The organism is Stygiolobus sp. RP850M, from assembly GCF_037389295.1.
Taxonomy (GTDB): Archaea; Thermoproteota; Thermoprotei_A; order Sulfolobales; family Sulfolobaceae; genus Stygiolobus.
This window is the reverse complement of sequence record NZ_JBBHKU010000015.1, coordinates 1-12,594: the sequence shown is the minus strand read 5'-3', so window position 1 is coordinate 12,594 and position 12,594 is coordinate 1. Positions and strand designations below refer to the sequence as shown.

12 protein-coding genes, 1 tRNA gene, 2 pseudogenes and 1 riboswitch are annotated in these 12,594 nt (G+C 35.1%); of the genes and pseudogenes, 7 read left to right on the top strand and 8 right to left on the bottom strand.

The features are described 5' to 3' along the window. Positions 1-10 precede the first annotated feature (10 nt). Positions 11-580: pseudogene (locus WIW52_RS00880) on the top strand (IS6 family transposase); the annotation flags it as partial. A 109-nt stretch (positions 581-689) separates the two neighbouring features. Here WIW52_RS00880 and WIW52_RS00875 read toward each other — a convergent pair. From WIW52_RS00875 to WIW52_RS00840, 8 genes are all read right to left on the bottom strand, one after another. After that, positions 690-1,049, bottom strand: a complete 360-nt coding sequence (locus WIW52_RS00875; RefSeq protein ID WP_337707995.1) for a hypothetical protein — start codon at positions 1,047-1,049, stop codon at positions 690-692. Between the two features lie 19 nt (positions 1,050-1,068). Beyond that, on the bottom strand, positions 1,069-2,829 hold the full coding sequence (locus WIW52_RS00870) for a proton-conducting transporter transmembrane domain-containing protein (protein ID WP_337707994.1): 1,761 nt from the start codon (positions 2,827-2,829) through the stop codon (positions 1,069-1,071). Then, the gene (locus WIW52_RS00865; protein WP_337707993.1) at positions 2,826-3,437 is read right to left on the bottom strand and encodes an NADH-quinone oxidoreductase subunit B family protein; all 612 of its coding nucleotides are present in this window, start codon (positions 3,435-3,437) and stop codon (positions 2,826-2,828) included. Before WIW52_RS00865 ends, WIW52_RS00870 begins: the two co-directional genes overlap by 4 nt. Beyond that, a complete protein-coding gene (locus tag WIW52_RS00860; RefSeq protein WP_337707992.1) occupies positions 3,434-4,612 on the bottom strand; it encodes a formate hydrogenlyase in 1,179 nt (392 codons plus the stop codon). The genes WIW52_RS00865 and WIW52_RS00860 overlap by 4 nt, the downstream gene beginning before the upstream one ends. Continuing rightward, a complete protein-coding gene (locus tag WIW52_RS00855; RefSeq protein ID WP_337707990.1) occupies positions 4,609-5,943 on the bottom strand; it encodes a proton-conducting transporter transmembrane domain-containing protein in 1,335 nt (444 codons plus the stop codon). Before WIW52_RS00855 ends, WIW52_RS00860 begins: the two co-directional genes overlap by 4 nt. A 5-nt stretch (positions 5,944-5,948) precedes the next feature. Continuing rightward, complete coding sequence (locus WIW52_RS00850; protein ID WP_337707988.1) at positions 5,949-6,587, bottom strand: hydrogenase; 639 nt, start codon at positions 6,585-6,587, stop codon at positions 5,949-5,951. 6 nt (positions 6,588-6,593) lie between these two features. Further along, positions 6,594-7,544, bottom strand: a complete 951-nt coding sequence (locus tag WIW52_RS00845; RefSeq protein WP_337707987.1) for a respiratory chain complex I subunit 1 family protein — start codon at positions 7,542-7,544, stop codon at positions 6,594-6,596. Between the two features lie 14 nt (positions 7,545-7,558). Beyond that, a riboswitch (Fluoride riboswitch) is annotated at positions 7,559-7,641 on the bottom strand. Positions 7,642-7,827: 186 nt separating this feature from the next. Next, positions 7,828-8,685 (bottom strand): DMT family transporter, encoded by an 858-nt coding sequence (locus WIW52_RS00840; protein WP_337707985.1) that lies wholly within the window; start codon positions 8,683-8,685, stop codon positions 7,828-7,830. Positions 8,686-8,928: 243 nt separating this feature from the next. Between WIW52_RS00840 and WIW52_RS00835 the strand changes: the two genes are divergently transcribed. The 6 genes and pseudogenes from WIW52_RS00835 to WIW52_RS00810 form a co-directional block, all read left to right on the top strand. Beyond that, positions 8,929-9,001: transfer RNA gene (locus WIW52_RS00835), tRNA-Asp, on the top strand. A 29-nt stretch (positions 9,002-9,030) separates the two neighbouring features. Beyond that, a complete protein-coding gene (locus tag WIW52_RS00830; RefSeq protein ID WP_337707983.1) occupies positions 9,031-9,315 on the top strand; it encodes a hypothetical protein in 285 nt (94 codons plus the stop codon). A 200-nt stretch (positions 9,316-9,515) separates the two neighbouring features. Further along, complete coding sequence (locus WIW52_RS00825) at positions 9,516-9,680, top strand: hypothetical protein (RefSeq protein WP_337707981.1); 165 nt, start codon at positions 9,516-9,518, stop codon at positions 9,678-9,680. After that, positions 9,670-9,933 (top strand): annotated as a pseudogene (locus tag WIW52_RS00820) (hypothetical protein); the annotation flags it as partial. The gene WIW52_RS00825 and the pseudogene WIW52_RS00820, both read left to right, overlap by 11 nt. A 304-nt stretch (positions 9,934-10,237) precedes the next feature. Beyond that, the gene (locus WIW52_RS00815) at positions 10,238-11,293 is read left to right on the top strand and encodes an AAA family ATPase (protein ID WP_337707979.1); all 1,056 of its coding nucleotides are present in this window, start codon (positions 10,238-10,240) and stop codon (positions 11,291-11,293) included. A gap of 107 nt (positions 11,294-11,400) precedes the next feature. Then, on the top strand, positions 11,401-12,594 hold a 1,194-nt coding region (locus WIW52_RS00810; RefSeq protein WP_337707977.1), incomplete at its 3' end, for an MFS transporter.

The following is a 12,594-nucleotide window of genomic DNA, read 5'->3' as shown; positions in this document are numbered from 1 at the left end:
TTTCCGTTATTCCAGATTATCCTCTTGGAGGGCAGTTTTACCCCATTCCACTCTGCTTTACTATCATAGGAGGTTGAGTTATGTTAAGTACGCTGTACCATTGAGTATTGTTTACGCTATTGATGAGACTAAGGTGAGGTTTGTGAGGTGATTATTACGTGTGGATTGTTAGGGATGTAAAAACTAAGGGAATACCCTTCTTCATAATAGTGTTAGGAGCGGGGTACATGTCTTGGTAGTTCTTGTGAACATGAGTAGGGTTGAGGAAATAGCAATGAGGGTGTTTAGGAGAAGGATTGATAAGGTAATTTACTTGCACGATGGGGCAACTGCATACAACGCCTTCACATGGTTAAACGTAGAACACGAGAAGGTAACGTTCAACGAGAGGGATTACGCAGAACAAGGGTTCAGAAGCTTAAGACACTTGCATTAATGGACTTCCACTTCCCTTGGAATACTGACAATCACAATAACTAGGTGGTTATCAACATTCTTCATAATATATAACATCCTTTACACCCCAACGTACTTGTTAGATAAGGGGGTGATAATAAATGTAAATATTTCAAATGAATGAAATTGTTGTCCACACTCCGAAATTATCAAGTAATCTACAGATTGGACAACCATTTTGTTTTAATCCTTCATAAAATGATAGTAATAGTATATACCCTCACATGTCATTTTTACTCTCCCTTCTTTACATATTTAGAAAACATTTTCTCAAATTCTTTATATAATTCGCTCGCTAATTCTTTATCCTCTAATTTGCATGATGCTATTAGTCCAGACAGTCTTATTGTCTCTATTTTAGCCTCTTCTAGTAATTGAGATAACTCAAATATTAATGAGGCTTCTTTAGATGACAATTCCAGCAGTTCTTTCAGTAATTCTGTGCATTCTTCTTCGTACACGTTATGGCTATCTGTTGGAGTTCGTAAATCTTTTTCAAATCTTCTTTCGTTTCTTCTATTTTCCTTCTCAGTTCTTCTATTTTCTTTTTCGTTTCTTCTATTTGTTTCTTTATTTCTTCTTCTTTTGAACATGGAATAGTCTTACCCCATATCATATTGCAATTATTAATGAAATTATTATTAATACAATTATAATATATACAATATACCATGAGATTGAACTATTTATTAAAGCACGTCCAAATTTTTCTCCAAAGTTTCTAGCTTCTCTGGAAAATTTATAAATATATTCCCAGAATATGTCAATCCCATAACTAGGGAGATATCCGCTTTCCTCTGGTTTTAGAATCTTCCTTAACATAAGCCTTATATTATTGGACATGGCGAATGCAGTATATTCCTCTTGATCGTTAACACCATTATTCCAAATCTTAACTCTTCTTATTTTAGGCTTTCCAAAAACTAGATAAGTTACTAAAGAAAACATACTTATAAGAAGGGTAATGTATAAGGGGGATATTGCACCAAAGATTTTGTTACTGTATTCATTTACAATAAGCAAATTACCTAGAATTCCTAATTGAGGTAATGACGTATTATAGGGATATAGTAGATAGGGCAAAATATTGCCAAAAACTAATATTAACGTTCCAGAAATTAATACTGGTATTACTAGCAATTTATCTATTTTCTTACGATCAACTCTAAAGAGTGATAAGTATGTAATATATCTGACTAATAAAGCTGTGGCAAAACCGTCTCCCATTGCCATTATAGACCCGATAACAATAAATATAACAGAAATTAAACTATGTAATATATATGAAATTATGAATAAGTTTTCTAGGGTTAACCACGCTGCTATTCCTCCTAAATTCGGTAAAAGACCAGACATTGAGGATGTTAAGAGAACTAATCCTAAAACATAATACTTATCTCTTACTTTTTTAGAGAATGATATGGCTTGTGCTTCCTCTACTCCAGCACTCATGAATAATCCACCTTTGGCTATCGAATGTGCAAACGAGTATATTATAATAGTATAAAATGCTATATTCTCTGTAGAAGTAATTCCTAGTTGTTTTGCAAACATAAAGAGACCTATTGAAACTAACATTGCACTATTATTTTCTATTGTACTAAATGCTAATATCCCCTTTGTGTTCTCATTTACATAAGCGTATAATGACCCAAAGAATACGCTGAATGCACCTATGATAGATACAAGTAATGAAAACGCTATAGGTATGTTTTGAGTTAAATCGGACATTTTCAGAATACCATATATTCCCATTAACGTCATGGTAGAGCTTAATACTGAAGAGAGGTTGGAGGGTGCCGTGCCATGAGCTATCGGTAACCACTCTGATACCATAAATGGTGTTATTCCCATTTTTGTTAAGAATCCTAATGTGGCTAAAATTAACGGTAATGGGGATATTAGCTGAGTAAACGATATAGTATTAGTATCGGCTGAAGCTATTATAAAAGAAGCAAGCAGCAAAGCTGTACTCAGCTCTCCAAAAGCCATGAATATATATGCTGGTCTAAATTCCTTTCTTATAAGGCCAATTGCAATATAAGCTGGAATTGTCATTATCTCCCATCCTGATAAAAATTCAATATAGTTACTAGATTCTAATATTATCACAATTCCTAAAATTGTTATACCATATAAGGGAGATAGCCAATTTCCATAATCGTCATATTTTATAGAAAATATAGATGTTAAAATCCAAACTATTGTTGATATAGTAATAAATAGTGTATTTAACTCATAAGGGTATTTGTACAAAGAAAATATCAGAAGATATAGGGAAGCCAACATTATTGATAGATAACCTAACTTTCTATTTAAAATTGATATTACAGGAGGTATCAAAAATGGGGCTATTAAATATATTATGTTCATTTTTTCCCACCTTTCACCTTTATTAAGGCATCTAGTATTGTGTAAGGATTAGGCGGACAACCTGGAATTAAGACTTGTGCTTCTAATGGTATAGCTTCTCCTAGAATTCCTCCAGATATGGCACACGTTCCTAATAACACTACTAGCTTTGGTTCTGGCATAGCGTCATATGCTTCTTTTATTACTTCTTTCATTTTCTCTGTTAGAGTGCCCATTGCTATAATAGCGTCTGCATGTCTCGGTGTATTAGTAAAGAATATTCTAAATCTAGTCATATCATATTGCGGTGACGAAATTAATTTTAGTTCCATATTACATCCTCCACAAGAACCAGCGTCAATGGGATAAATAAAAAATGATTTCTTGAATAGTTTTTGTGTACCTTTTATAATTGAGATTTCGTAATTTAAGTTTGGTTTATAGTTAGGATAACATCTCCTGCAGAATATGCACCGTTCAGCTATCCATTTTCCATTTTCTATTGCTTTGGTTGGGCAATTAGCTACTCCTTTCCCTTCTATTTTAGTGCTCCATTCAGCAATATCCTTAGGAGTCTTTTCTGTAAGAATCCCTTTTCTTACTCCCCGTAAAAACCACCAGTTTTTCATTCTAAATTCACCCCTATTTCACTTATCCAAATTCCAAAACTTTCCCAATTAAATTGAAAATCTGTAAAAATCGTCCCTTTTACACTTTTCATAAAAGATTTAAGATTAACATAGGATGGTGATAGAAGCTGGGCAGATGTTACTCTTCCCTCCTTAATTTTTACGTAATATGCTAAATCACCTGAAGGGCTTTCAACTCTGGCTAATCCCTCTTCTTCATCGTTTATTGCTTTATATTCTTTTGTACTAGTATTGTCTTTTATAATATCAGTTAGTTCCATTAACATTTTTGAAGACTCTATAATTTCATAACCTCTAACTAGAAATCTTCCAAAGGCATCTGCATCTTCTGCTCTAACTATTTTAAACCCAATTTCTTTATATGGAAGTATATTTAACTCTAACCTTGCGTCATATCCTAATCCCGCAGCCCTAGCTGCTGGGCCTATGCTATCACTATCTCTTAATATACCATTTTGTTGCAATCTATCGATAAATATTCTACTTTCTAGGAGTCCTTCAAATATTAATCTAAACTCCTTAACTATGTCTAATATCTTAAATAATTTTTCAAAATTACAATTTACTTTATTAATATAGTTAGCTCCAAAGAAATACCTATGCCCACATAGCTTTCCTATTAATCTATTAGTTTCCTCTACTAAATAAAGTAAGTGAAATGTGGGAACATTCAAGGACGCAGTTTCTGTTAGTCTAGCAATGACAAATAAATGGTTTCTTATTCTCTCTAGCTCAAGTAAAGCTATTCTTTTCAATTGGGTTTGATAATCCTGCTCTATATTCATTGCGTCTTCTAAGGCAAGCAAGAACGCAATTGTGTGTGAGACGCTAAATGGAGCGTTTATTCTCTCTATTTTAAGTAGTGCATCTTCCCACGATAATCCAGCAACTTTAATTTTCCTAATTTTATAGGGGATGCTGTTTATATTTAGTATTCTTTCGCCATCTGTAGTTATATCAAATTTAATCGATTCTAATAACCCTCCAGCTGAAGGACCATATACGAATTTGAACGTTCCATAATTTTTAACATCTGGGCTTATGTTTATCTCTTCACAAGTCTCTTCCGTAATGACTTTATCATAAAGGCAATAATTTCCTATTTTCCCTATTTTTCTTCCCTCTCCCTTATCTGACCATTTATAATATTTCATCCTATAACACCCAATATGATCAAAATTATTCCTATTCCTAATGAAATAATTGATGAAATGAGGGAGACAAGCGACATTAATTGTGGTTCCTTGAGTGATCTATTATATTTTGGTTTAGAAAAAATCATCCTGCTCACGTTATAATTTATAGAAACGAAAATTAATGCTAAGAATATTAAAATAAATGAAAATTCTATTATGTATCCGGATTGAAATAGGGTTTTCAGTATTAAAAACTCTCCTATAAATGTCCCAAATGGAGGTGCCCCAGTAACAGCCATTGACGATAAAAGCAGTGAGCTAGAAGTTATTTTCATTTTATATAATCCGTTTATCTCGTCTATTTTCTTTTCATTAAACGTTTTAATTATTACGCCAGAGGAGTAAAAAGCAGCCGCTTTACCAAATGCATGTGCTAATAGGAGTATTATAGCCCCGAACACTTGGCCTGTTACTAACCCTATCAGTGCTAAGTTCATATTTTCTATAGTAGAATACGCGAACATTCTTTTTATATGCCATTGTTTGAACAATATTATAGACGCTGTAATAATTGACAAAGTAGGAAGCAGTACATATAGGTTAGTAAGAGGATAGATCTGGTAAATTCTATATAACACATACATTGCGACTGGCAAGAGTGAAGCCGAAAATAGGGCGCTTATCGGCGAAGGTGATTCACTATGTGCGTCTGGGAGCCATGTATACATTGGGAAAACCCCCACCTTTGTGCCGAACCCGATTAGGGCAAATGCTACTGCTAGCTTTATTATCAAATTGTCTTTAGGTTGTGAGCTAAGAATTGAAGTGACTGTTAGTGTGTGATATTCATAATAAATCAATATTACTGAGAATAATGCTATAGTAACCCCAGCAGATACTATAATTATATATCTCCATGCTGCTTCTAACGATATATCTGAATACTCAGTAGTTATCAAAAGTACCGAGGTAACAGTAGTAAGCTCAACTCCTACCCACATAAGACCGTAATTGTTTATTATCGTGGAAAATATCATTGAAGCTACAAAGAAATTCAATAGGATATAATACAATTTTTCGCTTACGATACCTCTACTCTCCTTGACTTCTATATATTTGAGTGAATACAACACAGATAACAAATATATTGAGCACACAATGAACAAGAAATATATTGTTACCTTATCTATGAAAAAGGTGCTTTCAACGGGGATTTTAAAGTAGAGCATCAGCGATATTATGAGATCTAAGGACGAGGATGCCAGAGAGAGTGTCTTAAGTAACCTAGTATTAAAGAAACCAATGTTCGCAATAATTGGGCTTGACAATAAGAGGAGCTCTAGGAACATTTTCCTCACCCTCTCAACTCTTCTAATTTAATATGCTCTAACTTTTCTAAGGTTAACAAAGAGGTTATTATGACTAGACCTAAGACGTCCAAGAAAATGCTTACCTCTATTAAAAACGGTATAGGTATAATTAAAATACCAAACAGTACGATCGAGTTCTCTTCTTCAATGAATCCGATAATTTGCGCTATCGTACTTCTTCTTGAAGCGATCAAGAAAAGACCTTGGAAAAACAGTATGAAAGAAAAGATTATTAACGTGTTTGTTCCCGCTTCAGTTGCTATGCCTATATTTCCTAAAACAAAGTAATAAATTATAAACACTGCAAGGAAGAAGAACGCTAGGTTTACAACTAATTCCGACGCTACTCCCCGAGTGTTTTCTCTAATTCCAGGTTTAGCTTTCAAACCTCTGATCAAGAAAAACGTAATGAGGAATGATCTCAGAATGATTATTGTAATACCTAGAATTATATAGTCAATTAGTTTTAACGCGAAACCTAAATAAAACGTTAGGATAGATATTAACGCAGACTGTATTGCCTGAACGTAAATAATAGGCTTAAAATACGCCTGACCTTGAATGTATAATGCAGATATTATAATTGATGTAGATATTAACTCTAACAACTGCGTGTTAATCACACTTCATCACCCTGTTAAAATTACTATAATTATAGAAAGAATGGAAAGAAGAAAAGACACTGCCAAGAAGTCCTGCACTTTGAAGAGCCTCAATTTAGCTAATGTAGTATTTATTATTACTGATATTGAAATTAGAAAAATCCACTTTAAGAACATTATAAAGATATCAAGTAAAGCTCCTAAAGGACCAGTTTGCAATAGCCAGGGAAAAAGGAATACATTAAGAAGTACGGAACCTAATAGATACTGTTTAATATATGAACTCCACTTTAATATACCTAAAAGCTTACCACTATATTCATAAAGTAAAGCGTCATCTATCATGCCCAATTCACTTAATCCCGAACTTTCTACGGGTAATTTCCCAGTTTCAAATAACCACAACATAAAAAATGATATTGTTATAAAGAGGTGATCCAATTGAAGATAATGTGATATATCTTGTGAGACGTATTTTAATGTAATGTATGGGTTATTTGTACCCGTTATCAAAGCTACTCCAAAAAATACCGTTATAAGTGTAGCTTCTGATAGAAAGGTAAAAGATAGAACACGACTTACTCCTAATGCAACAAAATTACTTCCGCTTTCAACGGAGCCTATTAGTTTTAGGAAAGAGGCCAAGGAAAATAATAAAGCACCTCCTAAGAAATCCACAGTAGGAGTAAGATAAATTGGACTTGGATATACTACGGGAATTACAAATGAAATCAGTAAATAGATCCCAAAAATTACATAAGGTGAGTAAATGAATAGAAATGAAGAATTCTCAGTTACTACTACCTCTTTTTTTATAAGTTTAAATATGTCATAATAAGGTTGAAGGAAACTAGGACCTAGTCTTCCTTCTACAAAAGCCTTAAATTTTTCATAAATTCCTTGATATAAAGGAGAAATTAAAATTACTGTAAATACCTGGATTATAGTTTCTATTACTAATGCCACATCTGACGCCATACTTCTCACCTTTTAGAGAAGTAGGCGTCATCAGCCTCCATTAAAGGAGGCGGTTTGGGGCATTCACCCACGGGGTGACGCCATACCCCACCTCACGGGTTAGCAAAAGTATCTTTATTTCACGTCTTAAATATGCTGTTTATGAACTCTAAAGACAACATTTATATTTGTCATTGAGATTTATTTACTGCTTCGCCTTGACGTGCATTCATCATTTATCAGTAAAGACCAATTCGCACATCTCCATAAATGTTCCTTTTCAAGACTAAAAAACTTCTAGTACTTATCTCCTCAGTCTATTCCCGCCTATACGAATCCCTTTCCTCTCGTTACTACCAATTTGCGAGATCACCAAACCACTAAACATGATCCCTATCCCTAGAATCACCAGAAAGTTGACCTCAATTACACCCCTAACATAGTCAACTAACGTGCTGAATATAGGTATCGAAAATATTAAGACTACTATCTTACTAACCTTTTCCACCTTAAGCATCATATTCCACAGCAAGAACATTAACAGTCCACCTAAAAAAGTACTGTAAGAGAACGAGACTAAAAACGACGGCGAAGGGTCGAACTTATAGTCGAAAGGTATTATGATTAGAAAGAATAAAGAACCCAAGAGAAATTGGGATGCGTTAACCATTAACGGGTTCAAGCCCCTCAACTTTCTGTAATAAACCGTAAACATCGCCCAAAATATAGCGTTAGTAATCGTCAGGACTGCACCTATCAATGAAACGTCCAGAGAACTGGCATATACTATGAGCCCAAAAAAGCCTATAATAATTCCGGTTACCTCATTAATTGAAGGTCTTTCGTTCAAAATGAAATAGGATATAGGAATAGCAAACAAAGGCATTGTATAGCTGAGTACTGCAGACTCCGAAGGGGGGACGTATAGCAACCCGTAACTCCACAAGGCTGTGCTAGTGGTCGTGAATAAGCTGAGTAGAAGTATGTCCTTATTGATCAACAGTTTGCGTGTTATAGAGAACAGTATAATCCCAGACATTAGGTACCTCATTTCCATGAACACGGGGGGAGAAGAATATTCCAACCCTTCCTTAGTGAAGGAATAAAGAAATGTACCTATTATAACGTAAGGTATTAAGTACATTAAGAGTAATTTATTCAACGTGAATTGCGGCTGAGACTGGATTAAAAGTTTACGTTTATAAAATTTACGTATTAGAGCACGTTACTCATTACTAGAGTAGAAGTTACTGGAGGTCAAGTTTCAAACGAATCTTCGTCGTAACCTCTTATTACTTACGGGACACCTTTCGCTTACCGGTTAAGAACGTGAAGCCTTATGATAGTTCGACCTTTACCAAGTAAATTTTAAATACGAACAAAATATGGATAAGAAATGAAGCATGCCGCGGTAGTCTAGCGGTCTAGGATGGGGGCCTGTCGAGCCCCTGACCCGGGTTCAAATCCCGGCCGCGGCGTAATTCTTTACGATGATTCTAATAATGAATTGAAAGGAGTTAGAATAATTGACTCTAATCTGACGTCTTCTAACAACCCTGAAATTTCCGCAAGTGATTTACTCAAATTCGAAATTGCTTTATGTAGTAAGAATATCAGTGAAGAGACAATAAAGAAATATATCTCGTGCGTTAAGCAAGGAAGAAAAGAATCGAATAATTGCATCAAAGCGTGGAGGAATTTCTACAAACTCGTGCTGAACAGAGACCCACCTAAAGACCTGAAACCGAAAAAGAGTTCGGCTTTCATCATGATTAATAGTCACTTTTCGTGACTATTGATCACTAGCCTCATCACTTCTTCTCCCTCCCCATGCCGTCTACGGGAGCGGTAGTTAAACCACTCCCTTCGAGGACATGGGGAGTTTCATAGGGTGCCTTCCTCCACCTCGCGACTGCTCATAGACTTTATAGTGGCACCCTCTGATTCAATGTTAACGGAAATATTTATAAATCTTTCCGTAACTAATAACGTATGGTTCAAGTTACATTTCACTCAAAGATCTCCTCAATGGGTCATGATAAGTACGGAGATCCAAAATACGCAATATACGTTCCTAAAAGCATTCATGAGAAGATTAAGGGTTTGCTGGAAAAGGAGGTGGTTGTAATTGTTATCCTACCAGATGATGAGGAGTAAATTAATTGGTTCTAAGGAAGCAATTGATAACTTCCAATTCGTGACTATAAATGGTAGGGTTGAGTTTAAAGACGTTGAAAGAATCTCAAGAATTGCTTATTATTACTCAAAGGCTGTAAAGGCAGGGGTTAACCTAGCTTTAAAAGGAGTTTCCCTAAACGATGCTATTAAGGAGTTGTATAATATCATCCCTTACGCTTTTTACGCTGAAACGGCTTATAAGCAGGCTTTAGCATTAGTTGAGAGTAAAGGGGTAAATAAAACAAACAGAAGCATCCAAAAGGGATAGAAAGATGATTCTTCGTAGCTACATCCTTAATTACGCTATTTAGAACTAGAATTTTAATCTCGTCATCCTGAGCAATACCAACAGCTATCCTTCTAACAAATTCCTTATACGCATTCTCATCCTTATCAAACTCTTCTAGCACTTACTTTGTTAAACTCACACTAATAACATATTATCCCAGAATTTAAAAACACTAGAGAGCATAATGAAGTGCAAATTCTCTTAAATTTATTACTTCTGGGGCAGAAGTTAAATTCTGGGGCAGAAGTTGTTATTTGATGAAAGACCAAAAGACAGGAGAGAAGACCTATTTGACAGAGAAAGAGAAGTTGAGGAAATAATAAACAATATAAAGAGACCCCTACTACTCATCTCAGGGGTTAGAAGGATAGGCAAAACCTCAGTACTCCTAGTTTCACTGAACGAAGCTAAAGAAAATTACATACTCATCGACTGCAGGAAACTAAAAGAAAACTACGGTAGAAAAGAACTATACTCACTATTCTCTGAAGCATTATCCTCAAAAATTTCCTATTTGAAAGACGTCCTAGAGAAAGTCAAAGGGATAAGTATAGCAGGAAATTACGTTGAAATAAAATGGGGAGGGAAAAACTACATATCATTATCAAGCCTCTTCGACGAGCTAAATAAAAAAAGATTAATCATAGCAATAGACGAAGCACAGAGACTAAGAGGGCCATTAAGTAAAGAAATAAAAGATGCCATAGCTCACGCTTACGACTATGACAGAAACTTAACTTTCATTCTTACCGGTTCAGAAGTAGGTTTATTGCACGAATTAATAGATGTGGAAAACGAAAACTCCCCGGTCTACGGAAGATATTACCTAGAAATAACTCTGGACAGATTTAACAAGGAAAGGAGCAGAGAATTCCTGCAGAGAGGATTCCAAGAGATTTCCACAAAGGTTGAGGATAAAATTGTAGAAGAAATAGTAAATTATTTCGACGGAATACCGGGCTGGCTAACATTTGCAGGTAACGAATACGCAACAAAGGGAAAAATTGAAGAAGTAAAGAAAACTGCAGTAAAAGTTGCAAAAGGAGAACTAGAAAACCTAATCGAAGAAAAAACAAAAAAGGTATCTTACATAACGGGGAAAAGATATAGGAATGCATTAAAATGTATTGCAAAAGGAGAAAACTCTTGGTCTAAACTACTCTCCTGCATTGAAAAAGAAGAAGGTTCAACAATCTCCACAAGCGTATTAGATAATATAATACAAAACTTGGAAAAAATGAGCATAATAAAAGATTACGAGTTCCTAGATCCAGTATATAAAGAAGCATCTAAATTATTATAATAATATTAGGATATTTTATTAGCTATATATTCTATATATTTTACACTTTATCTATTTTATCTATATTAGTTATACTTAAATTCTGTTTTTTCCTCGTTATTTCACAAATGAAATTAATAGATGCGTTCAAACCCTTGGACGACAAAAAATTCGACATGTTCCACGTAAATAGCTTACTAACTACGGGTATGGGAGTATTTACAGATGGCTATCTATTATCTTCAATAAGCTTAGTAATTCTAGACGTGATGTCAACATTCGGAATAACAAAATCAAATCCATCATACACTTTCTGGCTGGGAGTATTGAGCGGAACAGTATTCATAGGAGCAGCACTTGGAGCAATCATCTTCGGAATATTAGCTAACAAAGGAAGAAAAACCTTTTACGGAGTAGACGTTGCCCTAATGACGATAGGTGCACTACTGCAAGCATTCGTTACTTCACCCACAGAATTAGCAATAGTGAGATTCTTGGTTGGAATAGGCACGGGGGCAGACTACGTGTTGTCTCCGTTAATAATGGCAGAACACTCTAACGCAAAAGACAGAGGAAAATTAATTGCCTTGGGTTTCGGCCTAATGTGGTCATTAGGTGCAATAACTGCATCATTACTTTACTTAGGAATATCACCTTTTGTTACACCGTCGATGCACTGGAGAATAATATTAGGATTAGGAGCAATTCCGGCAGCATCAGTAATTTATTTAAGAAGAAAAATACCAGAAACAACTAGGTACCTACTAAGAATAAAGGGAGACGTAAAACAATTTGAAACTGTAGTAAAGCAAATAGCAGGAAAAACAGTAAACGTAAATGAAGATTTAAAGGACAAAAATCCCTTACTCATATACTTCAAAACCTCGGGAAAAATATTTGCAGTAGCTGCGATATTATGGTTCCTTTACAACGTAACGGGTTATGCTAACGGACTATTCGGGCCAACTTTAATAGCAAGGTCAATAGGAATTTACAACCCAGCAATATTCTCCCTCATAGTATCAGCAGTTTTCGGCTTTCCTGGTAAATTCACCGGAATTTCATTAATTGACAAAGTAGGAAGAAAACCATTACAAGCTTTGGGCTCATTGGGAGAAGGAATATTCTCAGTAGCTTTCGCTTTGCTACTGCCGAAGGAGGCATTTCTTCCCGCAGGATTACTACTAGTAATTTACGGACTCCATGAGTTCACGGGAAGTGTCGGACCCGGAATAATAAGCACTGCAGGTATGCTAGGAGTAGAATTGGCACCGACAAAAGTAAGGAGCATAGTACAGGCTATAACGGTAGCCTCAGGAAGA

What these genes read in the sequence shown, in the direction of transcription:
- WIW52_RS00875 (WP_337707995.1), bottom strand. Translation starts at nt 1,049, where the DNA reads ATGTTCAAAAGAAGAAGAAATAAAGAAACAAATAGAAGAAACGAAAAA.
- WIW52_RS00845 (WP_337707987.1), bottom strand. Translation starts at nt 7,544, where the DNA reads ATGGCGTCAGATGTGGCATTAGTAATAGAAACTATAATCCAGGTATTT.
- WIW52_RS00860 (WP_337707992.1), bottom strand. Translation starts at nt 4,612, where the DNA reads ATGAAATATTATAAATGGTCAGATAAGGGAGAGGGAAGAAAAATAGGG.
- WIW52_RS00825 (WP_337707981.1), top strand. Translation starts at nt 9,516, where the DNA reads ATGGTTCAAGTTACATTTCACTCAAAGATCTCCTCAATGGGTCATGAT.
- WIW52_RS00865 (WP_337707993.1), bottom strand. Translation starts at nt 3,437, where the DNA reads ATGAAAAACTGGTGGTTTTTACGGGGAGTAAGAAAAGGGATTCTTACA.
- WIW52_RS00870 (WP_337707994.1), bottom strand. Translation starts at nt 2,829, where the DNA reads ATGAACATAATATATTTAATAGCCCCATTTTTGATACCTCCTGTAATA.
- WIW52_RS00855 (WP_337707990.1), bottom strand. Translation starts at nt 5,943, where the DNA reads ATGTTCCTAGAGCTCCTCTTATTGTCAAGCCCAATTATTGCGAACATT.